Below are 25,433 nucleotides of genomic sequence, written 5' to 3' on the forward strand. Positions count from 1 at the left end.
CTAGATCACGTCCTTTCCCGGAACGTGGTGGAGGCGGACCTGCTTTTGGTCGAGATAAGCCAGAACGGCCTGCACGTTCTCTTCCAGCGGCACGCTCGAGGAGCAGAGCGTGATCGCCGGCTGGAGCGGCTCTTCGTACGGATCGGACACGCCGGTGAAATGCTTGATCTCGCCCGAACGCGCTTTGGCGTACAAGCCCTTCACGTCCCGCATCTCGCAGACGTGAAGGGGGCATTTGACATACACTTCGGCAAAGCCCGGGATCTGCTCGCGCGCGTAGTCCCGCATCGCCCGGTACGGGCTGATGGCCGACACCAGCACGTCGACGCCGTTGCGCGACAGCAGGTTGGCGACATAGGCGATCCGTCGCACGTTCTCGAACCGGTCCTCCATGCTGAAGCCGAGCCCTTTGCAAATGACGGTTCGCAGCTCGTCGCCGTCGAGCAGCTCCGCGGGTCGTCCCCGTTCGCGCAGCTTCTGCAGGACGGCCGAGGCCGTCGTCGTCTTGCCGGCGCCCGACAAGCCGGTGAACCATAAGACCGAGCCATGACTGATGTTCATAGGGTTTCTCTCCTCCGTATCTCCTGCAGCATCCCTACGAAGGGACTGTTACCGGAGCGCCGCCGAGCTGCTGCGACCGAATGGCCGCCTCGATGACCTCTTGTGCCGCAAGCGCATCCGCGCCGGATGCGGTAATCTCCGCCGGCTTCGCGCCGGCTTTAAGCTCCTCGATGAAACGGTTGATTCGATGCTCGAACGTATCGTCGAAGCCTTTCATGCCCCCGAAGAGCGAATTGCGCACGACCGTCAGTTCGTCGGAATGATGCGGGTAGTACGTCATGCTCTCGTACACATTGTCCACGACGAGCCGTCCTTGATGGCCGGCGACCTCGCAGAATTCGATCGGGTGGCGCATCGACATGTCGTAGCTGCCGGTCAGATGGCCGACGGCGCCGGACGCGAACTCCACGTTGACGGACGCCGTCGACCAGGACGAGCGGTCCGGCGCTTTCGTCATGAACGATTGCACGCGCGCGATGTCGCCCGCGAAGTAGCGCATGACGTCGATGGAATGCGGGTGCAGCGCGCGCAAGTGCAGCCATTCCGTGTCTTCCTGCGGATTCTGGATCGTCAGCCGCATGTTGAGGAAGAGCAGGGAACCGAGCTTGCCGGCATCGACAAGCTCCTTCGCCTTAGCCGCTGCCGGCGTGAAGCGGTGGTTCAGGTTGCAGGCCAGCACCAGCTCCTTCTCCCTCGCGTACGCGACCATCCTCCGCGCTTCCTCGATATCGTTCGAGATCGGCTTCTCGACGAAGACGGCCTTTCCCGCTTCCAGCGCGATCATCGCCGGCTCGTAGTGGTGGCTGCCCTTCTCGACGCCGGCCGTCGCGACGATGACGACGTCGACGCGTTCGCGCGCGAGCAGCTCGCGCAGGTCCGTATACGCCGGGACGCCATGCAGGCGGCCCGCCGCTTCCGCGCGCTCCGGCATGAGGTCGCATACCGCGGCGAGCTCGGTGTCCGGATGGCGCTTATACGCTTGGCAATGGATTTTGCCGATGTGGTTGACGCCGACGACCGCGACGTTAATCATTGCCGACCGTCTCTTTCTCCTGCTCTTGCGGCTGCTCCTGCTCCTTCGGCACTTTGTCCTTCGCCTGCAGCGAGCGGGCATTGACGATGGAACCGATATAGAGCGAGTTGTACGCATCTTCGGAAGACGTGAACTGTTTGTTCTGGCCATGCCAGTTCGTATTCGTGTAGATCGGGTTCGTCCGGTCCACTTGGCCTTCGCGCTTGGCGATGTAGTCAAGCATGCGGCCCTTCAGGAATTCGACGACTTCCGGCTCCCGGTCCGCCACGTTATCGTTTTCCTCCGGATCGCGGATCAGATTGTACAGCTCGACCGGCGGCTTGCCGTGAAAATCCGGCTCCAACGCGCAGATCAGCTTCCATTCCTTGGTGCGCCAGCCGTGCTTGCGCATCCACGTGCATTCCGTGATGTACAGCTCGCTCAGCTCATCGGCCGAATCCGCTTGCCCGTGCATCAGCGGAATCAGGTTGCGTCCGTCGAACGGCTCTTCCGCTTCCACGTCGAGCAGACCGAGCACGGTCGGCATGATGTCGGCGATGACGCTGACGCTCTCCACGCGCTTGCCCGCAGGCACGCGGCCGGGGAATTTGAAGATGAGCGGCACGACGAGCGTGCAGTCGTAGAGGCCGTGATGGTCGAAGAAGCAGTCGTGCTCGTAGAGCGTCTCGCCGTGATCGGCCGTGATGACGACCAGCGTCTCGTCCTCGATGCCCATATCCGTCAGCTTCGTGAACAGCGACTGCATGCAAATGTCCATATACGCCACGGAACCGTCATACTGCGCGCTCACGTATTCGTGGTCGGTGACGCCCTCGGGAATCCATGATTTCAGGAAATCGCCGAACGGCCTGAAATTGTACACCGGCTCCATCGACGCATTGTCCGGGTCCTTCTCGTCCTTGCCGTAAAACATGCGGTCGAACGGCTGCGGCGGCAGGTACGGCGAATGCGGGTCCATGTGGCGCAGGAACAGGAAGAACGGCTTGTCGTCGGCCGCGAGGCGTTCCAGCTCGGGAATCGCGACGTCGTTTAGGTTCTCGGCCTTCGGCGTGCGCCCGGTCGCTTCGTCCGGCACCCAAGATTCATAGTTCAAGTACGTTTGGAATCCGCGCGCCGACGGGTTGCCGGTGAAGCCGACGCAGGTCGTGTTATAACCGTTCTCTTCCAGCACCTCGGCCAGCGTCTTCACATGGCCGCCGAGCGGACCTTCGTGGCGCAGCGCCACGACGTCGGTGCCGAACACGTCGCGCCCCGTCAGCATGGAAGCGTACGCGGGCGTCGTCGGGATGCTCGGGCTGAAATGCTGCTCGAAGAGCACGCCCTCGGAAGCGAGTCTATCGATATAAGGCGTCGTCAGCTTGCCGTAGCCGTAACCGCTCATATGGTCGCGGCGCAGGCTGTCGATGCCGAACAGAATCAGATTCGGTTTTTTGGCGGACATGGAAGTTCCTCCTTGGCGGCGGTTAGCGCGCTCCTAGTTTTTTGAGGCAGGCGTTGAGATAGCCGTAGGATTCGGCGGCGACGGCCGTCACCTGTTCGATCGTATGCTCCGGCGTCGCGCCGATGACTTCGAGCACGACCGGGCCGTCGTAGCCGCCCGCCACCATCGCGGCGCAGTAGCCGAACAGGTCGATATCCCCGCGGCCGCAGGCTTGCAGCTGGATCGGACCGGGACCTTGCTCGCGTCCCCGGCAGTCGCGAATGTGGATATGCTTCACGCGGCCGAGCACCGCCGGCAATGCTTCTTCGGCATTCTCGCCGGAGCGGTGGACGTGGCTCGGATCCATGTCGATGCCGAACGCGGGCGAAGCGATGCGCTCCATCGCGGCAAGCGTCGTCGGCGTATTATAAATGGCGTTGCCGACATGCGCTTTCACGCAGAGCGTGACGCCGTACGAAGCGGCGAGCTCGGACAGCCGCGCCAGGTTCGCGATGGACGCGTCGAGGTCTTCGGCGACGCCGGACTTGCCGCCCGGACCGACGTTCACGACGGGGATGCCGATCGCGGCCGCGGCTTGAAACGCCGGGATCAGGCGTTCGTCGGCGAGCGAAGCGACTTCCATGGACAGGAATTTCAGGCCATGCTCGCGCACGATCGCCTGCAGCTCCTCTTTCTGCTCCTCCCAGCGGCCGAGCTCCAGATGCTCGCACATGCCTTGGATGGCGGATATTTCGACGCCGTCATAGCCGCAGGACGCGATCAGCCTGGCCGCTTCGGCGAAATCGTAGTTCTTGAACAGGACCGAGTTGACGCCTAATGAAATCATGAATGAATAACCTCCTGTTTATGGGGAAAGCCTTGCTTTCCCCGTGATTCGGCCTTGCCTGGGTTGCGCCGATTAGCGCATGGTCAACGGGTCGCCGTGCAGCGGCGGCAGCGGATTCGGGCGAACCAGTTCGCCTCCGCGTTCGTACGATTCGATGACCGCGAACGTGTATTCCAGAACGGCCAGCGCGTCGCGGCCGTTGGCGCGGAACTGCTCGAACGGCACGCGCGCGGACACGTCCTCGAGGAACGCGCGCAACCGGTTGTTGAACGTGCGGTCGAAGTTCGTCGTCCCGTAATCCGTCACTTCCGGCTCCGGCTGCTTGCTGATTGCCGGTATGCCTTTCTCGGCCTTCCAATAAGACACCTTCTCGACGCAGTTCTCGATGCAGAACGTGCCCTTGGAGCCCGCCATCTCGAGGCTCCACCAGCCGCCGAGGCCATAGACCGCATCGCCCCGCTGGCTCAGCAGATAGCCGACGCCGCCGTTCGCGAAGCGCATGTGGATGCTGTTGATGGAAGCCATGACGTCGCCCGCGTTGCGGCGGAAGCCGGGACGGTCGGAGAACGTCTGAATATGCGTAATGTCGCCGCAGAAATGGCGGATGACGCTGAACGGATGCGTCAGGAACGCCTTCATGTGGAAGTACGGATGCCCCTTCACTTTCGGGCTGCCGGCCAAGCCGTAATTGGCCTCTCCGCCGTTGAAGCCCATTTTGGCCATGCAGTACACGAGCTCGCCGATGTCGCCGTTGTCGACGTATTGCTTCGCCTTGGCGGCCGGCTCCGTGAAGTAATGGTTCAGGTTGCAGCCCAGGTACACCTTCTTCTTCTCGGCGAAGGCGACCAGCTCCCTCGCTTCGCGAATATCATGGCAGAGCGGCTTCTCTACGAGGACATGCTTGCCGTAGCCGATTGCTTCCATGGCCGGCTCGAAATGCCAGCTGCCGTTGTCGATCCCGCCCGTCGTGATGTCCACGACTTCGATGTCGGGCTCATGCTCGATCATGTCCTTCAGGCTGTAGTAGGCTTTGACGCCGTATTTCTCGGCCGCCGCGTCGGCGCGCTCCTTCACGACGTCGCATACCGCGACCAGATCCGCCAACTCTTCCTCCTGATAGCAAGCGGCATGCAAATTCCCGATTCCGTTCAATCCGACCAATCCGATTTTTACCGGCACGTGGATCACTCCTGGTTCTGAATTTTTGGCAAAGCGCTGACAGCCGGGCCGATGACGAATGCCCGAGGACGATTAACGGTGCACTTATTCGAAATGCGCGCGATCTCCCCATGCGTATTTCGACGGCGCATGACGGCGACGAACCCCGTATGTCGGCAGCGGCGTCGCGGTACGGCCGGTCTTCAGAAAGCTAGACATACCGGACGGCAGGATCCTGAAGCGATACTCTCCTGCCCTCTCGCGAGGATACGTACGTCGCCAGCACCATGCGCAGCGACGTTCGGCCTTCCTCCGCGGTCGCGATCGGTTCCCGCTCGCCGCGCAAGAAAGCCGCCAGCGGCTCCGCCAATGCGCGGATCCGGTGATAATGCGCGGGCGGCGAGGCGATCTCGCTGTCGATCCACGCATTCTTCTCCGCGTCGAACCGGCGCAGGCCGGCGGAGGCGTCCGGTCTCGGCGCGTTCGCGCTTGGCGCGTCGCCGTAATTCTGCACGACCGTGCCGCGTTCGCCGATGATTTCCGTCGTGTTCTGGATGGCGTGGCAGGTGAATGAACAGCTGACTTCGGCGATCGGCCCGTCCGCGTACCGATAGATGGCGATACCGTTATCGTTCGGGATGCGCGGATTGAAGAGCGACGCGATCTCCGCCGTCACGCTCTCGGGCTCGCCCAGCAGCCAGTGGATGAAATCGGCGGGATGCGCGGTGTCGTCCGCCCAAATATCCCGGTTGCTGGCCGGATCGACATGCCAGCTGTTCGCGAAGTCCGCGTTCAGCCCCGCGTTCAAGCCATGGCGCCGGCGCACCATGAACAGTTGGCCTAGCGCGCCTTCCCGCAGCCAGGTTTTCATCTGGATGTTCTGCGGATCGACCCGCATCTGCCAGGCAAGCGTGAACGGCACGCCGTACCGGGCGACGTCGGCGACGATGCCGTCCGCCTCGGCCATCGTCAGCGCGATGGGCTTCTGCAGAATAATCGCTTTGCCCGCCGCCGCCGCGAGCCGTACCAGCTCCGCGTGCCTGGAGGTCTCCGAGGCGATGACGACGGCGCCGATGTCTTCCCGCGCGAGCAGCGCGCCCGCGTCCTCATACCCTTCCAATCCATAGGCGGTTACCGCCGCATCCAGCCGCGCTGCATCGTGATCCCACCCCGCGACGACGCGAACGCCCATGTCCGTGTTCTTCCATTCCTCGCAATACGCGTTCACATGTCCGTGCGCAAAACCCAAGATGCCGACGCCGATGATCTCGTTCATAGCCAACCTCCGTAACGTAGTGGCCAAGCAGCAAATGCAGGAAATATGGCAGGATGGCCTTCTGCAGCCTATAAGCCGCATCCCGCAAGAAAACGTTTTCTAACCCCATCATAGCGGTACGGCAGGCGTAATTCATGGCTGATCGGGACAACGATTTATCCGATTCGGACCATTTGGCATCCATCGGCTTTCGCTGAATGCCGTTTCCCCGGTTTGGGGCAATCTAGAAAAGCCGGCAGTTCCCCAAGCAGCTGCAAGCATACGATCAACGAGCCAGGAGGTATCGATATGGGCCGCCACCAGAATCCAGCGTTACCCGGTAAAATGAAGGGCATGCGCGCGAAGGACAGCCAAGCGGAAAACGACGTCGCCGGTTCGACGGACCGCAACCGCAACCAGAAAGGCCATGTGCCGAACAGCCCTTCGACCGGCTGATCCGCGGCCGGAGCAATTTCGAACAAGCCGATCGGATCGTACGGGACGAACGCCAAAAAGGCCGCCAGCATCTCCAATGGGAGAGCTGACGGCCTTTCATGCGTACGCCTACGCGCATGCCGAATTACCTGAAATCCTTCGGCGTCCTGCGCGCGGTATTGGTCAGAATCGCGGCCTCGATGACGGCTTTCCGTACGGAGGCGACGACCTTCTCGTTGAAGATGCTCGGAATGATGTAGGACTCGTTAAGCTCGTCCGCGGTCACGACGGAGGCGATCGCCCGGGCGGCCGCGAGCTTCATCGGCTCGTTGATATGCCGCGCGCGGCAGTCCAGCGCGCCTCGGAACAAGCCGGGGAACACGAGCACGTTGTTGATCTGGTTCGGATAGTCGCTGCGGCCGGTCGCGAACACCGCCACATGCGGCAGCGCTTCTTCGGGCGAAATCTCCGGCTCGGGATTGGCCATCGCGAAGACGATCGCGCCCGGCTTCATCCGTTTCACGTCGTCCTCGTTCAGCAGCCGCGCGCGCGATACGCCGATGAAGACGTCCGCGTCCGCGATAAGCTCCTTGAGCGTCCCGCTGCTTGCCTCGACCTGCGGCTGATCCGCCAGCCATTGCCACATCGGATGGGGATACGTTCCCCCGCGCACGATCGCGCCGTCCCGGTCGATCGGCACGAGATGCCGCACGCCCGCGCCGAGCAGCATTTTGCAGATCGAGACGCCGGCCGCGCCGATGCCGTTCACGACGACGCGGATATTTTCCATCCGTTTGCCGACGAACTTGAGCGCATTGATCAATCCGGCGATCGTCACGACCGCGGTGCCGTGCTGATCGTCGTGGAAGACCGGAATGTCGAGCTCCGCCGCCAACCGGTTCTCGATCTCGAAGCAGCGCGGCGAGCCGATATCCTCGAGGTTGATGCCGCCGAAGATCGGGCTGATCGCTTTGATCGTCCGGATAATCTCCTCGGTGTCCTTCGTATCCAGGCAGATCGGAAACGCGTCGACGCCCGCAAGCTGCTTGAACAGCATCGCCTTGCCCTCCATGACCGGCGCCGCGGCATGCGGTCCGATATCGCCGAGCCCCAGCACGGCCGTGCCGTCCGTGACGACGGCGACCGTATTGCGCTTGATGGTCAGCGAGTAGGCCTTGCTGACGTCCTCGGCGATGGCCGTGCACACTTTGGCGACGCCCGGCGTATACACCTTGGACAGATCGTCGCGGTTCTTGATCGGCATCGTCGGCTGCACCGTGATTTTACCTCCGAGGTGGACGAGAAACGTCGGATCGGAGACGTTGACGACCTTGATGCCGTCCAATCGGCGCAGCGCCTCGACGACGGCCGTCTCGTTGTTGTCCTGCAGCGAAACGGTAATGTCCCTCGTCGAAGCATCGTGCCCGGGGCGAATGACGTCGATGGAGGTCACGTCGCCCCCGGCCCGGCTGATCGTCGCCGCGACGTCGCCGAAGCTTACCTTCTTATGATCCAGCTCCAGCCGGAAAATCATGCTCGTTTGCGCCATTTATTACACCCAGCCTCTCCAGCGGACGGCCTCGGCCATCCGTTTAAGTCCCACCATGTAAGCCGATAACCGCATGTCGGCCTGCTTTGCCCGCGACGTTTCGTATACGTTCCGGAACGCGTCGACGAGGATTTTGTTCAACCGCTGGTTGACCTCGTCTTCGGTCCAATAGTAGCCCTGGTTATTTTGTACCCATTCGAAATAAGACACAACCACGCCGCCCGCGCTCGCCAGCACGTCGGGCACGATCATGACGCCGCGCCGGGTCAGGATTTCCGTCGCCCCGTAGGTCGTCGGTCCGTTCGCCGCCTCCACGAGCAGCTTGGCTTTGATCAGATGCGCGTTCTCCGCGGTGATTTGGTTCTCGATGGCGGCCGGAATTAGGATATCGCATTCCTGCACCAATAATTCTTGGTTCGTGATGCGGTTCGGAAACAAGTTGGTGATCGTGCCGAAGGAATCGCGGCGGTCGAGCAGCGCGTCGATATCGAGTCCGTCCGGGTCGTACAGCGCCCCGACCGCGTCCGAGATGCCGACGATCGACGCGCCCGCGTCATGCAGGAATTTGGCCAGATAGCTTCCAGCATTGCCGAATCCTTGAATAATAATGCGCGCCTTCCCGAGCGGGAGACCGAGCACGGCGGCCGCTTCCTTGAGCACGATGGTGACGCCGAGGGCGGTCGACGATTCCCGGCCGATGGAGCCGCCGAGCACGAGCGGTTTGCCGGTGATGAAGCCCGGCGAGTCGAATTCGCGAATGCGCGAGTACTCGTCCATCATCCAGGCCATGATCTGCGAATTCGTGAATACGTCGGGGGCGGGAATGTCCTTGGTCGGACCGACGAGCTGGCTGATCGCCCTCACGTAGCCGCGGCTAAGCCGCTCGAGCTCCCCGAACGACATCGTGCGCGGGTCGCACGCGATGCCGCCTTTCCCGCCGCCGTACGGGAGGTTCGTGACGCCGCATTTGATGCTCATCCACATGGATAAGGCTTTCACCTCGTCCGCGGTGACGTCGGGATGGAAGCGCACGCCGCCCTTCGTCGGTCCGACGGCGTCGTTATGCTGCGCCCGGTAGCCGGTGAATACCTTCACCTTGCCGTCGTCCATCTTGACCGGAATGCGCACGGTCAGCAGCCGCAGCGGCTCCTTGAGCAGCTCGTTGTACGCCTCGTCGTACCCTAGCTTCGACAATGCGGTTTCGATTACCTGCTGCGTTCTGGCGAGCACGTCCGTGTTTTCTTTTTCTTCGACCAGCATGGCCCGATATCCCCCTTGTGGTTGTCCGATTCCGTTGCGGCAGCGCTTCCAATTCGGCAAGAAAAAGCAGCCCTCCGCGCTGAAATGCAGAGGGCCGCGGCGTTCGCTTACGCTTTGCGGGACATGAGCTTCGCCTGCGTGAAGAGCAGCAGGTAATCGTGGCCGCCGGCTTTGGAATCCGTGCCGGACATGTTGAAGCCTCCGAACGGATGCACGCCGACCAGCGCGCCGGTGCACTTGCGGTTGATGTACAGGTTGCCGCAATGAACGGTGTCCAGCGCTTCGGCGATCCGGTCCTCGTCCGAAGAGAAGTACGAGCCCGTCAGGCCGAATTCCGTGTCGTTATACATCGCGATCGCGTCCTGCCAATCCTTCGCCTTCGCCAGCGCCAGCACGGGACCGAAGATCTCTTCCTGCATGATTCGCGCCTTGCCGCCCACGTCGCCGAAGACGGTCGGCTGAATGTAATAGCCGTTGCCTTCGGCCTTGGAGCCGCCCGTCAGCAGCGTGCCTTCGGCTTTGCCGATCTCGATGTAGTCGAGAATGCGCGCGTACGAGACGTTGTCGATGACCGGACCGGACGCGAAGTTTTGCTCCGGCAGGCCGATCTGCAGCTGCTCCGTCAGCTGCACCACGCGCTCGGCAACCTCGTCGTAGACGGATTCCACGATGATGGCGCGGGAGCCGGCCGAACACTTCTGCCCTTGGAAGCCGAAGGCCGAAGCCACGATCGCGGACGCCGCCGCGTCCAGATCGGCCGTCTCGTCGACGACGATGCCGTCCTTGCCGCCCATCTCGGCGATCACGCGCTTGATCCAGATTTGGCCGGGTACCGTATCGGCCGCGAGCTTGTTGATGTGCAGCCCGACTTCCTTGGAGCCCGTGAAGCTGATGAAGCGCGTCTTCGGATGCGTCGTCAGGTAGTCGCCGACCTCGGCGCCGCTGCCCGGGATGTAGTTGATGACGCCGGCCGGCAGACCGACCTCTTCCATCAGCGCGACGAATTTATGGGCGATGACCGGCGTCGTGGAAGCCGGCTTCAGCAGCACGGCGTTGCCCGAAACGACCGCGGCGGCCGTCATGCCGACGCAGATCGCGAGCGGGAAATTCCACGGCGGGATGATGACCCCCACGCCGAGCGGAATGTACGACAAATGATTGTCCTCGCCCGGAATCTTGGCCAGCGGCTGGGATTCGTTGACGGTGCTCAGACGGATCATCTCGCGGGCGTAAAATTCCAGGAAGTCGATCGCCTCCGCCGTGTCCACGTCGGCCTCGACGTAGTTTTTGCCGGATTCCAGCAGCATGAGCGCCGAGAACTCGTGCTTGCGCTCGCGCATCAGGTTCGCCGCCTTGAACAGGTATTCGGCGCGTTCGCGGGCAGGGACTTTCTTCCATGACTCGAACGTACGCAGCGCGGCCTGCATCGCTTCCTCCGCGATCTCCTGCGTCGCCTTGCTCACGAAGCCGATGACTTCGTCGACGTTGCCCGGGTTGATGGACGTGATCTTCGCTTCCGTCTCGATCTTCCGGCCGCCGACCTTAAGCGGGTAGCTGCGTCCGAATTCGGACTTGACCTTCGCGATCGCGGCGTGCATCGCGTCGAGGTTCTCCTGTTTGCCAAAATCCGTAAACGGTTCGTTCGCGTAAGGTTTAACCGCAGTGTAGGGCGTTGTTGTCATATCCATTCTCCTCTCCCGGATCGGGACTTTTAGTCAAGCCAGTTTTTCATTTGAACATGTTTTTGAGCACGAACCAGACGTTGGCGGGACGTTCCGCCAGCCGGCGCATGAAGTAACCGAACCAGTCGATGCCGTAGGGCACGTAGACGCGGACGCGGTAGCCTTCCCGAACGAGCCGCTTCTGAAGATCTTCGCAGATGCCGTACAGCATCTGGAATTCGAACGCTTCCCTGTCGATGCCGTGCTCCTTGACCAAAGCCTTCGTATAATTCACGATGGCCTCGTCATGGCTCGCGACGGCGGCGTAGTTGCCGTTCAGCAGATGAAGCTTGATGATGCGCTTCAGGTTCTCGTCGACGTCGTGCTTCGCGGGAAACGCGACGCTCGGCGATTCCTTGTACGCGCCTTTGACCAGCCGCAGGTTCGCATGGAGCCCGTTCAGCTCCTTCACGTCCTGCTCCGTGCGGAACAGGTACGCCTGAATGACGATGCCTACGTTGCCGAACTCTTCGCGGAGCTCGCGGTAGATGTCGAGCGAGATCTGGCAATGGGCGAAATCCTCCATGTCGATGCGGACGAAGTTGCCGTACAACCGCGCGCGGTTCAGGATGCGTTTCATATTGGCGACGCACAGCTCCCTGTCGATATCGAGGCCGAGCGACGTCATTTTAAGCGAAAGATTGGACTTCACTTCCGCGTCGGCGATCGCGTCGAGCGTTTGCAGGCACATCTCCGTGGATTGCTCGGCTTCTTCCGCGCTGAAGACGAATTCGCCGAGATGATCGAGCGTCGCCATCCGTCCGTCTTCGTTCAGCCTGCGGACGGCGTCGATCGACTGCTGGATCGATTCGCCGGCGACGAATCGGGCGGCCCCGAAACGCAAACCGTATTTCTTTGCCAGGCGGTTTGCCGAACGGCTTTTGCCGAGCGCTTGGAACATGTTCTTCAGAAGCAGATCCATGCTGCATTCCTCCAGGTGTTTGTACATAATTGTTCAATTCAATAACTCAATTATACATGTATTCGGTTTATTTGAACATATAATTGTTTAAAATAATAAATATTCACCGTATTGAACAATTATGCAGTTAGACAATTGGACAACGAATTGAAAGCGGGTGTTTTTCATGGTAGATTACTCTCATACCTTACATAGATGCGGAGACGAGCGATTATGTTCAAGCGTGAACAACTCTCATTGAACACTCCCGTGACGGAGTTGACGAACCCTGATCTTGCGGGGCTGCTGCCGATTTTGGAAAGCGGCCGGGCCGTTGCCGTTCGGTCGAAAGCCCTTGGCTTGAATCGCGCCGTTCTGGTGCTGCCGGAAGATCGCGCATTCCTGCTGGCGGCGTTCGCCGGGCGGTTGGCGGAATCGGCGGCGGACGCGCTGGCGGATTCGCCTTATGCCGCCGCCGTTATTTCATTAACGCCGGGGCAATCGGCGCTCGATGCCATCCTGTCCGTCGAGCCGGACCGGGAAGCGAATCGCCTGCCCCGGACGCTGCTGCTCCGCGATGCCGGCGGAACGCTGCTGGGCTATGTCCATGCCGGAGATGCGCTCGCGTTCGCGTTGTCCGAGCAAGAGCGCTGGCAGTCGTATTTCCACACGTTGGCGGATACGGTCACGGACGCGGTTACGGTCGTCGACCGCAAAGGCGAGGTTATCTGCTGGAATCCGGTAGCGGAGGACATCTACGATTTGCCCGGCGCGGATATATTGGGCAGGCGGATCGGGGAGCATTTCGAAGCGGAGACGTTGATGGTGCTCAAAATATTGGACGAAGGCCGGGTCATCCGCAATGCGTACCATCGGCCGCGGGAAGGCACACACGTGCTGATCAACGCCTCTCCCGTCCGCGATCCGCAGGGGGAGATCATCGGCGGCATCGCCGCGGAGCAAGACATCACGCAGCTCGTGAAGCTGAACGAGCAGCTGACCTCCGCGCATACGTATTCCCACCAGCACAAGGCCGCCGACAGCGGGCTGTTCTCCTTCGCGAAAGGCAAAGGCTCCGCGCTCGGCCGGGTCATGCAGTGGGCGAAAAAGGTCGCTTCCGCGGACACGCCGGTGCTGCTCGTCGGCGAAGGCGGGTCGGGCAAGGAGCAGCTGGCGCAGATCATTCACGAGTCCAGCCCGCGCGCCGGCGAGGTATTCCTTAACGTGAACTGCGGCACCGTTCCTGCCGGCCTGCTGGACACGGAGCTCTTCGGTTACCAAGGCGGCGCGTTCACCGGCAGCGAGGGCGGTCAGCCGGGCATGCTGGAGCTGGCCAAGGACGGCACGCTGTTCATGAACGAAATCGACCGCCTGCCGATCGAGCTCCAGGCGAAGCTTTACCGGTATTTGTCGCAGCAGACCTTCCAGCGAATCGGCGGCAGCAAGCCGATCGCCATTCGGACGCGCATCATCGCCGCCTCGACGGCGGACCTGGCCGCGAAGGCGCGCGAGGGCGATTTCCGCGCGGATCTGTACTACGCGCTGAACGTCGTGTCCATCGCGCTGCCCCCGCTGCGCGAGCGGCGCGAGGACATCCCCGCGATGCTGCAAATGTACCTGAAGCAGTTCTCGCTGCAGTACCAGAAGCCCCTGCCTTCGCTGTCGCCGGAGGTGATGCTGGCCTTTGCGGGCTACGATTGGCCGGGCAATATCCTCGAGCTCCGCAACGTCGTGGAACGCTGCGTCATCCTGTGCGAAGACGATCTGATCACGATGGAGCAGCTGCCCCAAGCGCTGCAGGCGTCGCAGCCGAGCTTGGAAGACACGCCCGTCCATGCGCGGGAACGCGAAGAAGCTCCGGCAACCTCCTCTACCGGAGCCGAAGCCGCGGCTAAGCCGCTCAAGGCAAGCGTCAGCCAATCGGAGGAGCAGCGCCTCATCCAGGAGGCGCTCGCCAAGACGGCCGGCAACAAAAGCGCCGCCGCCAAGCTGCTCGGCGTCTCCCGAGGCACGCTGTACAACAAGATGAAGGAACTCGGGCTCGAATAGCCGGGCTGCGGCCGAAGACGTCAGAGTAACAAAACAACAGCCGTTACGCGCGACCGGCAAGGTCGCGGCGCGTAACGGCTGTTGTCGTTTAGAGGATTCGTTTGCCGAGCAGCGAGGCGATCAGTCCGATGGCCAGCCGCGCGGTTCTGCGGCTTTCGTCCAGCATGGCGTTGACCTCCACCATGTCGATGGACCGAACGAGCCCCGTCTCCGCGAGCAGCTCGCAGGCAAAATGCGCTTCGCGGTAGGTCAAGCCGCCCGGCACCTGCATGCCGACGCCCGGCGCTTCCATCGGGTCCAGGCAATCCGCGGAGAAGCTGACATGGATGCCTTCCGTCCCGTCGCCCGCGATCTCGACGGCCCGCCGGATCACCTGCTCGACGCCCAACCGGTCGATTTCATGCATCGTGAACACGGTAATCCCTTCGGCCAAGATCAGCTCGCGCTCCTCCGGCTCCACGTCGCGAACGCCGATGAGCACGACGTTGTGTTTGCTTACCGCGGTCACGTCCGCGTTATCGGCGATGTCGGACAGCCCGTGCTTCGCGTACCCGAGCGCGACGGCAAGCGCCATGCCGCCGATGCCCCCGGTCGGACTGCCCGCTTCCGCGTGCAGTCCGGCATGCGCGTCGAAATAGATGACGCCGGTCCGTTTCCCGCCGGCGGCGAGCCCGGCAAGCACCCCGATCGTGACGCTACGGTCGCCGCCGAGCACGAGCGGAAGCTCTCCGCGGTTCGCGGCCTGCGAGACGTGGTTCGCTACCTGCCTGCCCATCTCGACGACCTCGGGCAGATGCTTGAGGTTGCCCTCGCCGGCCGAGTCGGCCGAGCCGGGCGCCGCCCGGAAGTCGCCTTTGATTTTCGTCTCCGTCGCCAGTTCGAATTCGGTCTTGCGCAGCTGCCGGAGCAGGCCGGCCTGCATCATCGATTCCGGACCTGCTTCGTTGCCGGGTCTCCCGGCGCCGAGTCCGAAGGGTACGTGAATGAGGCTTAATTTCGTCTTGCCGTCCGTTGTTTGCTTGACGTCTGCCATGGGCTGCCGTCCCACCTTCCACCGATCATGATTTGGCGTGCCTTGCGGATTGCATGCTGCAGGAGGTTAAAATATCGCTTGAATCCTGGCGAATGCCCAGTCGAGCTCTTCGCGCGCGATCGTCAGCGGCGGCGCGAACCGGATCGTCGTCTCGTGCGTTTCCTTGCACAGCAGGCCGAGCTCCTTCAGCTGCTCGCAGTACGGACGCGCCTCGCCGTGCAGCTCCAGGCCGATAAACAAGCCCCGTCCGCGGATTTCCTTGATGACCGGGCTTTCGATCCCGCGCAGCAGCGATATGAAATACGTACCCAACTCCTCCGAACGATTAACCAGCCCTTCGTCCGCGAGCACGTCAAGCGCCGCGATCGCGACCGCGCATCCGAGCGGGTTGCCCCCGAAGGTCGAGCCATGCGAGCCGGGCTCGAAGACGCCCAGGATCGCTTCGTCCGCCGCCACCGCGGATATCGGAAACACCCCGCCGCCCAGCGCCTTGCCCATGATGTACATATCCGGCACGACCCGCTCCCAGTCGCTCGCGAACAGCTTGCCGGTCCGGCCGAAGCCCGTCTGGATCTCGTCCGCGACGAGCAGCACCCGCTGCTCGTCGCACAACGCTCTCGCCGCCCGGAGGAATCCGTCCGGCGGTATGACGATCCCGGCCTCGCCTTGGATCGGCTCCACCATGAAGGCGGCCGTGTTCGGCGTGATCGCCGCCTTCAGCGCGTCGATGTCGCCGTACGGAATGACGCGAAAGCCGGGCGTGAACGGTCCGAAGTCCGCCTTGTATTCGTCGGAGGACGAGAAGGACGTGATCGTCGTCGTCCTGCCGTGGAAATTGCCGCCGCAGACGATGATTTCCGCCTGGTCCGCCGGCACTTTCTTCACCCTGTATGCCCACCGCCGCGCGGCTTTGAGCGCTGTCTCCACCGCTTCCGCGCCGGTGTTCATCGGCAGGATCATGCTTTTGCCCGTGAGCTTCGTCAGCTTCTCGTAAAATACGCCGAGCTGATCGTTATGGAACGCGCGCGAGGTCAGCGTCACTTTATCCGCCTGCTCCTTGAGCGCGGCGATAATGCGGGGATGCCGATGGCCGTGATTCAGCGCCGAATACGCGCTCAGCATATCCATGAAGCGATTGCCCTCGGGATCCTCCACCCAGACGCCCTCCGCTCTCGCGATGACGATCGGCAGCGGATGGTAATTGTTGGCCCCGTACCGCTGCGTCTGTTCGATGATGCGGTTCGTCGTGTTCGTCATGTCCGCTTCCCCCTTTCGATTGCCGGTTTGAAGCCGGCTTGAGCCGCCTTGACGCTCACAGGATACGCTCGCCGAACGCGGAGCCGATCAATTCCACGGCCGCCACGGCCGTCTTGTTATGCTGGTCCAGCATCGGGTTCACTTCCACGAACTCGGCGGACACGAGCAGATTCCGTTCGAACAGCAGTTCCATGGCAAGATGGCTCTCCCGGTACGACATTCCGCCCGAGACCGGCGTGCCGACGCCAGGCGCGTCCCACGGATCCATGCCGTCGAGGTCGAGGCTCAGGTGGACGCCGTCGGTGTCCTTGGACACGATGTCCATCGCCTCTTCCATCACCTGCTTCATGCCGTTGCGGTCGATATCGTGCATCGTGAATACTTTGATCCCTTTCGCTTTCAAGAAAGCGCGTTCGCCGGGATCGATGGAGCGCGCGCCGATGATGACGACGTTCTCGGGCAGCAGTCTCGCGTCCGTCCCGCCGACGGACGTCAGATCGGAATGGCCGTAGCCGAGCACGGCCGCCAGCGACATGCCGTGGATGTTGCCCGAAGCCGTCGTGACATCCGTGTTCACGTCCGTATGCGCATCGAACCAGATGACGCCGAGGCGCCGGACTCGCTGCAATACGCCTTTGATCGTGCCGATCGCGATGCTATGGTCGCCGCCCAGCACGAGCGGGAATCTGCCTTTCCCCATCTCGGCCGCGACGGTGCTGCACAATTCCGTGTTGACCCGTACGATTTCGTCCAAATATTTCAGCTTCTCCCCCGTCGGCGGGTGCGGCAGCGTCCCGTGGACCCGGAGGTCGCCCAAATCCTCGATCGCATAGCCGAGCGAGCTCAGCCGTTCATGAAGATTCGCGCCGCGTATCGCGTTCGGACCGAGATCGACGCCTTTGCGGTCGGCCCCGTAAGGCAGCGGCACGCCGATAATCGAGATGTTCGTGTTCTTCACCGCATCCATAAGCTGCACTCCTTCTCAAACGTTGGGTTATTTTAATTGTAGCATAGCGGTTTTCGATCAAAAAATTGAATTATCCAATGGTTACGATTAAGAAACGCAATGTTCCCGTCATCCGCCCGGACGGACAAGAAACCTCGGGCTGCCGAAGCTGCCCGAGGCCGATAGCGGTATGTTGGCGCAAGCGTCAATCCCATTCCTTCCAGATCCGCTGGACGATTTCCGCGAAGGAGCGAATGTTTTGTTCCGCGAGCCTTTTCTTTAGCATAACCATATTCGTCTCGATTTTGCCGGGGAAGCGGTGAATTTCCGCCAATGTCCCCTTTCGCAATTCCTCTTCGACCAAACCCGCTCCGAGCAGCGCGATCCCCGTGTTGTACATGACGGTCCGCTTGATTGTCTCGTCCGAGACGCATTCGATGTACTTATCCGGGGTGAAGCCGTATTCGTGCAAGCATTCGTTGACGAGCCGCTGAATGTTGGAGCCGGATTTGTACGTAATGAACGGATAGCGCTCCAGCAGCTCCGACAGCTCGTGACGGGCGAGCAGCTCGCTCGTCGCGACGAGCACGAGATCCTCTTTGCCGAGCGGCATCGTCTCCATCTGCGGCAAATCGCAGGGACCCGCGATAATGGCCAGATCCGCTTCGTTCGAAGCGACCTTCTTCATCGCGTCGTTGCTGTCGCAGGAGAACAGCTGCAGCTTCACGTTCGGATTCTCCGAAATATACGAATGCAGGATGAGCGACAAGTATTGCGTGCAGTAAAATTCGGGCGCGGCCACGGTCAGCAGGCCGTGAGGATGCTCCAGCTTGCGAAGCTCGGTCTCCATTTCCTCCATCAGCGCGAACGTCTGGTCCACGTAATGCTTGACCAGCTTCCCCGCCGGGGTCAGGAACGTCCTCTTCCCGCTGCGGCCAAGCAGCGAGACGCCAAGCTCGTTCTCCAGGGACTGAACCTGGAGGCTGATCGTGGGCTGAGAATACCCGAGCAGATCGGCGGCGCGCGTCAGGTTCAGCGTGTCCGCGACGACCTGAAACGTCTTGTACTTCTTGAAATCCATCCGCGCTTCACGTCCTTGCCCGTTTCTATGGAACCATTATAGTCGGCAACCGCCTCCCGGAACAAGCGGCGCGGATGCCGTCCCAAGATCCTTATTCCGCAGCCGCGTTCGACATGCGGATCATCGAGAAGTTGACGGTGGAACGCGGGATCGCCTCCTGCAGCGGCCGAAGCGACGGCGTGATGCGCACCTCGATGCCCGCTGCCGCCAGAAGGCCCAGGCAATCGTCCATGCGTTCGACGGCCGCCGGCTCGACCGCTTCCTCGGTTATATAATACCCTGCGTTTCCGTCGTACGACGCGAAGGGGCCCGGCTCGAATTCGTACCGGTACAACCTCGCGGACCGGATGCGCTCGAGCCAGCCGCTCTCGACGGCGACGACATGGCTCGTCCGGGACAATCCGAAGAACCTGTCGCTGTCCGCATCGGTCGTATGCGGGTCCAGCCAAAAGCAAACCCGAGGGCAGTCCCTCGGGAAGTAATAGTTATAGGCATGCGTCCCATCGATGGCCCACACCATGGCGGGCTCGTTCAAGCGGTAAGGCAGCTGTCTCGGCGTGAACAAGCGGATCGTCGGATCTTCGCTAAAATGGTACAGCTTCACTCGATTCTCTCCGTTTCGCGGAGCGTCGTCTATTCGACGTCCATCGTGATGTCGTCTTCCTGCTCCAGGAACCGGATGAACAGCTCCTTGTCCTCCAGGAACCACAGGTTATCCGCTTCCATGTAGAACGTGATGCCTTCCACGATATCCTTGACGCCCGGATTGCGGGGAACGTCCTTCATCACGCCGAGCGAGTAGCCGGGCTGAACGCTGCCGCTGCCGCCGAGCCGAACGAAGATCCGCAAATGATCGCCGTCCGTCAAGTCCATTTCCCGGATATACCAACGCGCGGCCGATTGCTCCACCGATATTCTCATCGCTACCATCTCCTCGTTTTGGATACGGTTACATGATATATATACGCCGCATTCGTCGTAATTACCTCTTTGTTCAAACTATTTCAGGGACTTCAGAATCCGCGTTCCCGTTCCTGCCGTCGGCGCTTGGCGCGAATGAACGCGAACAGGCATAAATACGCGATCAAGCCGATCCATACGATGAAAATGCCCAGTTTTTTGCTCGCGGAAGGCTCGGCGGAGTCGCTCGCTCGCTCGGGCGCTATCCGCACCGACGCCGCGATCTCCGGGTACCGGAGCGCAACGGCGCCGAGGTTCGGCATGACCGGCTGCAGCCGGCCCGCCGATTCGGTGCCGAGCGAGGTTCGTACCTGCAGCTCGCCTTCGGCCGTGACGGAGATGACGGGCGTCTCGCCCATCGGCACGACGGCGTAGAGCGGCTCCTCGGCGACGAAGTCCCTCTCGCCCGCGCTTGCGAGCGGAAAGGACTGGTTCGCGACCGATACCCGCTGCAGGTCGAAATGCTGAAAGCCGTAGTCCAGCAGCTTTGTCATATCCTTATAAAGCACGGATTGCGTCGGTGACTTGAGCAGCACGCCGATGATCTCCATGCCGTCCCGTTTGGCCGACGTGACGAGCGTGAAGCCGGAATCGCCCGTGTAGCCGTTCTTGATGCCGGTCGTGCCATCGTAGTTGCCCAGCATTTCGTTATGGTTGATCAGCGTCGATTTCCATTCCTGGCCGTTCCACGGCATCTTCTTCGTGCCGACGATCGTTCTGAACAGGTCGTTGCGCATCGCATAACGGGCAATCTCGGCCATGTCCATCGCCGTCGTGTACTGCTGGGTATCCGGCAGGCCGCTTGGGTTGACGAAGTGCGTATGCATCGCGCCGACCTTCTCCTGCACGAACCGGTTCATCCGCTCCGCGAACTTCGCCTTGGAGCCGTCGATGTGCTCCGCGATGGCCGTCGCGGCGTCGTTGCCGGAATTCATCAGCATGCCGTACAGCAGGTTAATGAGCGGCTGCTGCTCGCCCTCCGACAGGTAGATGCGCGTTCCTTCTTCATACCGCGCTTCCTTCGACGTCGTGACCAGATCCTGCAAATGGTCCTTCTCGTCCTCGATCGCGATGATGCCCGTGATGATTTTCGTAATGCTGGCCGGATATTCCTGCTTCTCCGGATTGCGCGCGTACAGCACCGTTCCCGTCTTGGCGTCGATCAGCACGGCTGCCTCCGAGGCCAGGTCGGGCGGCGCCTCGGCCGCAGACTCCGCATGGACCGGATAAGCGAATCCGAACGAGGCCAGGACGAGCAGCAGCGCGAGAATGCGATTCCGTCTACGAACGATCATGGTATTCCAGCCGACCTCCTGCGTCTCTACGTAAAAGCACGGTTTCCTTCTACCGTACCACTAGAGTCGGCTGGACGGCAATTAATATTTTATGGAAACCCCGCATAGACCGGCCGCATGAATTTCGCAAAAGCCGCATGATCCGGACCGTCCGTGCCCATGCAAAAAAACCGCTCCGGCAAGGAGCGGTTCTTGATCAAGCCGATACGAATTACCTTTGCACGTCCTGCGGATGCGAGTCCGCGATCAGCGCCGTCACGCTCGCGTTGGAGCTCACCTGCTCCGGACTCTTGCAGCCCGGGATCACGGCGGTCACGGCCGGATGCTTCAAGCACCAGGCCAGCGCCCACGCCGCCATGTCCACGCCCTGCGGCACTTCCTCCGCGGCGATGCGCTGCACTTCCTCCAGCTTTTGCACGGTGCTTTCGCGGTCATGACGGTGGCGAACGTCGGTCTTGTCGAATACGGCATCCGGCTTGTACTTGCCGCTGAGATAACCGCTCGCGAGCGGCACGCGCGCCAGCACGCCTAAGTCTTGGCGGATGCAAGAAGGGAACACTTCTTGCTCCGGCACCTGATCCAACCGGTTGTAAACGACTTGAATCACGTCGGAGCCGATCCGGGTCGACGCGTCCACTTGATGCACGTTGGCGTTGCTGCCGATGGACGTGCCGAGATGCTTGATTTTGCCGGCCTTCACCTGTTCGCCGAGCACCGACCACAGCTCCTCGTTATCGAAGACCGCGTCCGGACCGGAATGGAACTGGTACAGATCGACATAATCCGTCCGCAGCGACTTGAGCGAAGCGTCCAGCTGCTTCACGACGTCGCCGGGGGAGAAGTCGTCGGTCCGCGTGAACCGTTCGTGAAAATGATGGCCGAACTTCGTCGCCACGATCCAATCTTCGCGTTTGCGGCGGGCCAAATAATCGCCGATCAGCGATTCCGACAAATGGTCGCCGTAGCACTCCGCCGTATCGATCAGGTTGATGCCGAGCTCGGCCGCCCGGTCCAGTATCGCGTCGGCTTCCGCCTGCGTGAACTGCTGCCCCCACTCGCCTCCGAATTGCCATGTGCCGACGCCGATCACGGAAACCTCTAGTCCCGTACGTCCGAGTTTGCGGTATTTCATCGTTCCTATCTCTCCTCTCGAATGGCCAACCTTCTATTCCTTGCCTCTATTCCTTACCCAATTGGCGCAGCTGCATCTCCTTGGTGAACCATAATTTGTAGCTGAGCAGGCTGAGCAAAATGCTCGTGACGGCCGCCGAAGACGTGAACGCGAACACGATCAGGATCTGATAGCGGACCGCTTGGAGCGGATCGGCGCCGGCGATGATCATGCCCGTCATCATGCCGGGAAGCTGCACGATGCCGACGGTCTTCATGCCGTCGATCGTCGGAATCATGCTAGCCTTGACCGCCCGCTTCAGGCTGAGCTGAATCGACTGGCGGGCGCTTGCGCCAAGCGCGAGCAGCGTCTCGATCTCGCCGCAGGACGATTCGACGTCGCGCTTCATGTGATTCAGGAACAAGCCGGCGACCACCATCGCGTTGCCGATCGTCATGCCGCTGATCGAGATGACGTACTGCGGCGTGTTATCGATGATGCGCAGGCCAAGCAGAAGCAGCATGATGAGCGCTTCCGTGGCCGTTAGGGCGATCCCGATTCGGATGCCGATGCCCCGCAGTCCCTTGCCGCGCCGGGCGGCATGCCATGACGCGACCGCGATCATGACCGCCACGACGAGCAGCAGCAGCGCGGGATGGCGCGTCCGGAACAAATACTGCAGCACCAGCCCGATGGCAAGCAGCTGTACGGCCGCGCGGACCGTGCCGATGATGAGATCCTTCTCCAGTCCGAGTTTCTGGCGCATGGACAACAGGACGGTGATGCCGACGAATAGCAAGGTGAACGCCAGCGCCGTCGGCGTCATGATTCGTCCTCCCGCGCTTGCTCGTCCGAGTCGTGCCTGCTCAGAAACCGTTCGGCGGACAGTGTAGGAGGCTGCCGAAAGAAATCCTCCGTCCGGCTATCGGCTAGGCTGCCGTCCGCCAAGAACCAGACTCTCGAACTGACGCGACGCGCTTGCTCCAGATCATGCGAGACCCAGACCAGCGTCGTCTTCGCCGGAGCCTGCATCTCCATCAGCAGCTTCTCAACCGCGAGCTTGCAGTGCTGGTCCAGCGAAGCCGTAATCTCGTCCAGGAGCAGGACCGCCGGCCGGCCGAGGAGCGAACGCACGAGCGAGACGCGCTGCTTCTCCCCGCCCGACAGCTCTTCCGCGCTCTTCTCCCAGCCTGTGGACGACAGGCTTACCGCCTCCATCAGCCGTGCAGCATCCTCCCGGTCAAAAGGCGTACCGTGCAGCCGGCTGGAGGTGCTTAAGTTATGCTCTACGCTACCAGGCAGCATGACGGACTGTTGGGCTACGTATGCGGCTCTTTTGCGCCAGGACTGCGGCTGCCAGCTTGAAGCGAACTTGCCCTCCAACTGCAGCTCGCCGGCGGTCGGCGCATCGAGCAATGCCAGCAAGCGAAGCAGCGTGCTCTTGCCCTGTCCGGAAGGCGCGATCAGCGCAATCGATTCCGGTTCTTCGACGGACGCGGTTATTCGCGAGAACAACGTTCTGCCGCCCGCAACCGTTTTGGTCAGGTCCGTGAAGGCCAGAATGCTCACTCAACCACCGCCTCCCTGATTTGCTTAGTATTGCCGGAGACCGCGCGCGAAATCAAACCCTGCTCAAATCTCGTCGGTTTTGACGTAAATCCATACTTCGCCCGGCTGGAAAATATGGTATTTTCGTCCCGCATGACGGTCGAACATCTCGCCGACGAAGCCGGTGATGCCTTCGCTGTTGTTCATGTACATGTCGAAATGAAGCGGAACGACCGTGCTCATCCCTAAGTCGGCCGCCAGATCCGCGGCTTCCCGCGCATTCATGTTGCCGTCGATGCCGCGCCGGTTGCGGAAGATGTCCCGGCCGTTGATGGGAAGCATGCCGATGTCGATCCGATAGCCGCGCAAGGCGTCTATGAGCGCTTCATGCACGAGCGTATCGCCCGCATGATAGATCGTGATGCCGTCCCAATCCAGCATATAGCCAAGAAAGCGGTCCCAACCTTCGGCGTTCATGTCGCGCACTTCGTGCCAGGCCGGTATCGGATGTACCGTCAATCCGCCTCCGCAGACGTAAGGCGCGCCATGGCGAAGCGCGTCGATCCGCTCCTCCGCGATGCCGATTTTCTTCATAATGTCCGCGCAGGCGCTCGGTCCGGCGAACCGGCAGGCAGGCGAAGCCTGGGCGATGGCCAGCAGCGTCCCCGGGTCCAAATGGTCCGAATGCTCATGCGTGATCAGCACCAAATTCAGATCGTGCAGCTTGCCGGGATCGACCGGAGGCGGGTACCTCCGCACCCACTCGGTCGGCGCCGGATTGACGTTTTCCGTCAAAAACGGATCGACGGCGAGCTTGAAGCCGCCCCGGCGCACGATGACGCCGACTTGTCCGATGTATTGGATCGCAGCGGATAAAAATGACATGGATAATTCCCCCTTTCATAAGCTTAGGGTAACAGAAAAACCCGTGATTAGAAACCACGGGTTTGCGCGATGCTCGCTTTTATTGAAGCGTTTATTCGCCCGCCGGCCCGTCTTCGCTTTCGACCAAGCGCTGCAGGGCGGACATTTTATTTTCCCAAAACCGCTCGTAAAACTGCAGCCAGCTGCGCAGCTCCTGCAGCGGCTGCGGCTCCAGCCGGTAACGGGTTTCGCGGCCGACCTTCCGCTCCTTGACAAGCCCGGCATCCGACAAGATGCGCAGATGCTTCGACACGGCCGTTCTCGTCATGGCAAAATGGCCGGTAATCGCGGTGACGGGCATTTCTCGATCGACCAGCAGCCGCAGCACCTCGCGCCGCGTCGGATCCGCGATCGCCTGAAACACGTCGTGTTTGCCGGACGGCAGCGCCGCCATATCAGGCTTCGACGATCGAGCCGAGCTTCGCCACGATGCCGACCCAGCCTTTGCCCATTTTATCGTGCGCCACGCTGTACGGAATGTTGAAATCGTTCACGCCATCCGCGCGCCAGCCGGAGTGGATCAGCGTGCACGAAGTCCGGTTGTCGCCCTGGTCTTCGAGCAGAATCGTGATCGTCCACTCTTTGCCCCATTCGAACGCGATGCGGTTCGGCTCTTCGATTTCCTTGACGACGCACGGCTGCATGCCGAACGGACCGGCATCGATCGTGAAGGTATGACCGACGACCGGCTCGAGATCGTTCGGCATGAACCAAGCGCTCAGCCCTTCGGACGTCGAGATGACCGACCACACTTTCGCGATCGGGGCGTTGAAGACTTGCGATTGCCGAATATCGGGCAGCGTGTTTTGCGTTTCCATAATAAGTACCTCTCCTTGTTCGGGCGATTTATAAATTGGCGTTGCCAAGCGAAAAAGCGAAACCTTTTGGTTTCGCTTTTAGTATAGGACACCATATGGTTACGTGTCAATCCGCCTTAGCTGCGCTTGTCTTCCTTGTCCTTATCTATGCCATGGTCTTCCCATCTCCGGGAATACGCCTTGTTCGTCACCCAAATCGTCATCCACGTGACAATCACCGCGATGATTGCCGCCGAAATCCACACCCCTGTCGGTACGCCCATCTCGAAGT

The 25,433-nt window shown here is 61.3% G+C and carries 25 protein-coding genes and 1 pseudogene; 2 read left to right on the forward strand and 24 right to left on the reverse strand.

The window, feature by feature from the left end; genetic code table 11:
- The 6 genes and pseudogenes from cysC to AC50YL_RS10565 all read right to left on the reverse strand — a co-directional run.
- Positions 1–570, reverse strand: a pseudogene (cysC, locus tag AC50YL_RS10540) (adenylyl-sulfate kinase); the annotation flags it as partial.
- A 25-nt stretch (positions 571–595) separates the two neighbouring features.
- On the reverse strand, positions 596–1,594 hold the full coding sequence (locus tag AC50YL_RS10545) for a Gfo/Idh/MocA family protein (protein WP_494831719.1): 999 nt from the start codon (positions 1,592–1,594) through the stop codon (positions 596–598).
- On the reverse strand, positions 1,587–3,035 hold the full coding sequence (locus AC50YL_RS10550; RefSeq protein WP_494831720.1) for a sulfatase family protein: 1,449 nt from the start codon (positions 3,033–3,035) through the stop codon (positions 1,587–1,589). The genes AC50YL_RS10545 and AC50YL_RS10550 overlap by 8 nt, the downstream gene beginning before the upstream one ends.
- A 22-nt stretch (positions 3,036–3,057) precedes the next feature.
- Positions 3,058–3,861, reverse strand: coding sequence for a sugar phosphate isomerase/epimerase family protein (locus tag AC50YL_RS10555; protein WP_494831721.1), 804 nt, complete (start codon positions 3,859–3,861; stop codon positions 3,058–3,060).
- A 72-nt stretch (positions 3,862–3,933) separates the two neighbouring features.
- The gene (locus tag AC50YL_RS10560; protein WP_494831723.1) at positions 3,934–5,040 is read right to left on the reverse strand and encodes a Gfo/Idh/MocA family protein; all 1,107 of its coding nucleotides are present in this window, start codon (positions 5,038–5,040) and stop codon (positions 3,934–3,936) included.
- A gap of 190 nt (positions 5,041–5,230) precedes the next feature.
- Entirely contained in the window at positions 5,231–6,295 is a 1,065-nt protein-coding gene (locus AC50YL_RS10565) for a Gfo/Idh/MocA family protein (protein WP_494831725.1), read from the reverse strand.
- Positions 6,296–6,583: 288 nt separating this feature from the next.
- Here AC50YL_RS10565 and AC50YL_RS10570 point away from each other — a divergent pair, with 288 nt between their 5' ends.
- On the forward strand, positions 6,584–6,730 hold the full coding sequence (locus tag AC50YL_RS10570) for a hypothetical protein (RefSeq protein WP_201755251.1): 147 nt from the start codon (positions 6,584–6,586) through the stop codon (positions 6,728–6,730).
- A gap of 124 nt (positions 6,731–6,854) precedes the next feature.
- Here AC50YL_RS10570 and AC50YL_RS10575 read toward each other — a convergent pair whose 3' ends face one another.
- The 4 genes from AC50YL_RS10575 to AC50YL_RS10590 form a co-directional block, all read right to left on the reverse strand.
- Positions 6,855–8,258, reverse strand: a complete 1,404-nt coding sequence (locus tag AC50YL_RS10575; protein WP_494831727.1) for an NAD-dependent malic enzyme — start codon at positions 8,256–8,258, stop codon at positions 6,855–6,857.
- A gap of 3 nt (positions 8,259–8,261) precedes the next feature.
- Positions 8,262–9,518, reverse strand: a complete 1,257-nt coding sequence (locus AC50YL_RS10580; protein WP_494831729.1) for a Glu/Leu/Phe/Val family dehydrogenase — start codon at positions 9,516–9,518, stop codon at positions 8,262–8,264.
- A 107-nt stretch (positions 9,519–9,625) separates the two neighbouring features.
- On the reverse strand, positions 9,626–11,200 hold the full coding sequence (pruA, locus tag AC50YL_RS10585) for an L-glutamate gamma-semialdehyde dehydrogenase (RefSeq protein WP_494831731.1): 1,575 nt from the start codon (positions 11,198–11,200) through the stop codon (positions 9,626–9,628).
- A 46-nt stretch (positions 11,201–11,246) separates the two neighbouring features.
- Positions 11,247–12,161 carry a proline dehydrogenase family protein gene (locus AC50YL_RS10590; RefSeq protein ID WP_494831733.1) on the reverse strand — a complete coding sequence of 305 codons (915 nt, stop codon included), beginning with the start codon at positions 12,159–12,161 and terminating at the stop codon, positions 11,247–11,249.
- A 213-nt stretch (positions 12,162–12,374) separates the two neighbouring features.
- Between AC50YL_RS10590 and AC50YL_RS10595 the strand changes: the two genes are divergently transcribed.
- Positions 12,375–14,189, forward strand: a complete 1,815-nt coding sequence (locus AC50YL_RS10595; protein ID WP_494831735.1) for a sigma-54 interaction domain-containing protein — start codon at positions 12,375–12,377, stop codon at positions 14,187–14,189.
- A gap of 88 nt (positions 14,190–14,277) precedes the next feature.
- Here the strand turns inward: AC50YL_RS10595 and rocF (AC50YL_RS10600) are convergent, their stop codons facing one another.
- The 14 genes from rocF (AC50YL_RS10600) to AC50YL_RS10665 form a co-directional block, all read right to left on the reverse strand.
- Entirely contained in the window at positions 14,278–15,222 is a 945-nt protein-coding gene (rocF, locus tag AC50YL_RS10600) for an arginase (protein WP_494831737.1), read from the reverse strand.
- 66 nt (positions 15,223–15,288) lie between these two features.
- On the reverse strand, positions 15,289–16,479 hold the full coding sequence (locus AC50YL_RS10605; RefSeq protein ID WP_494831739.1) for an ornithine--oxo-acid transaminase: 1,191 nt from the start codon (positions 16,477–16,479) through the stop codon (positions 15,289–15,291).
- 55 nt (positions 16,480–16,534) lie between these two features.
- Complete coding sequence (rocF, locus tag AC50YL_RS10610; protein WP_494831741.1) at positions 16,535–17,446, reverse strand: arginase; 912 nt, start codon at positions 17,444–17,446, stop codon at positions 16,535–16,537.
- Positions 17,447–17,630: 184 nt separating this feature from the next.
- On the reverse strand, positions 17,631–18,506 hold the full coding sequence (locus AC50YL_RS10615) for a LysR family transcriptional regulator (protein WP_494831742.1): 876 nt from the start codon (positions 18,504–18,506) through the stop codon (positions 17,631–17,633).
- A 91-nt stretch (positions 18,507–18,597) separates the two neighbouring features.
- On the reverse strand, positions 18,598–19,110 hold the full coding sequence (locus tag AC50YL_RS10620) for a DUF6886 family protein (RefSeq protein WP_494831743.1): 513 nt from the start codon (positions 19,108–19,110) through the stop codon (positions 18,598–18,600).
- 29 nt (positions 19,111–19,139) lie between these two features.
- On the reverse strand, positions 19,140–19,427 hold the full coding sequence (locus AC50YL_RS10625) for a HesB/YadR/YfhF family protein (RefSeq protein WP_494831744.1): 288 nt from the start codon (positions 19,425–19,427) through the stop codon (positions 19,140–19,142).
- A gap of 92 nt (positions 19,428–19,519) precedes the next feature.
- Positions 19,520–20,761, reverse strand: a complete 1,242-nt coding sequence (locus tag AC50YL_RS10630) for a D-alanyl-D-alanine carboxypeptidase family protein (RefSeq protein ID WP_494831745.1) — start codon at positions 20,759–20,761, stop codon at positions 19,520–19,522.
- A gap of 211 nt (positions 20,762–20,972) precedes the next feature.
- Positions 20,973–21,893, reverse strand: coding sequence for an aldo/keto reductase (locus tag AC50YL_RS10635; RefSeq protein WP_494831746.1), 921 nt, complete (start codon positions 21,891–21,893; stop codon positions 20,973–20,975).
- 46 nt (positions 21,894–21,939) lie between these two features.
- A complete protein-coding gene (locus tag AC50YL_RS10640) occupies positions 21,940–22,698 on the reverse strand; it encodes an ABC transporter permease (RefSeq protein ID WP_494831747.1) in 759 nt (252 codons plus the stop codon).
- Positions 22,695–23,441, reverse strand: a complete 747-nt coding sequence (locus tag AC50YL_RS10645) for an ABC transporter ATP-binding protein (RefSeq protein WP_494831749.1) — start codon at positions 23,439–23,441, stop codon at positions 22,695–22,697. The genes AC50YL_RS10640 and AC50YL_RS10645 overlap by 4 nt, the downstream gene beginning before the upstream one ends.
- Before the next feature lie 63 nt (positions 23,442–23,504).
- Positions 23,505–24,305, reverse strand: coding sequence for an MBL fold metallo-hydrolase (locus tag AC50YL_RS10650; protein WP_494831750.1), 801 nt, complete (start codon positions 24,303–24,305; stop codon positions 23,505–23,507).
- Between the two features lie 91 nt (positions 24,306–24,396).
- Positions 24,397–24,738, reverse strand: a complete 342-nt coding sequence (locus AC50YL_RS10655) for an ArsR/SmtB family transcription factor (RefSeq protein WP_494831751.1) — start codon at positions 24,736–24,738, stop codon at positions 24,397–24,399.
- 1 nt (position 24,739) lies between these two features.
- Positions 24,740–25,162, reverse strand: coding sequence for an SRPBCC family protein (locus AC50YL_RS10660; protein ID WP_494831752.1), 423 nt, complete (start codon positions 25,160–25,162; stop codon positions 24,740–24,742).
- Between the two features lie 116 nt (positions 25,163–25,278).
- Positions 25,279–25,425, reverse strand: a complete 147-nt coding sequence (locus tag AC50YL_RS10665; protein WP_494831753.1) for a hypothetical protein — start codon at positions 25,423–25,425, stop codon at positions 25,279–25,281.
- Positions 25,426–25,433 lie beyond the last annotated feature (8 nt).

The sequence above is a fragment of the Paenibacillus sp. J22P277 genome (genome assembly GCF_059383675.1).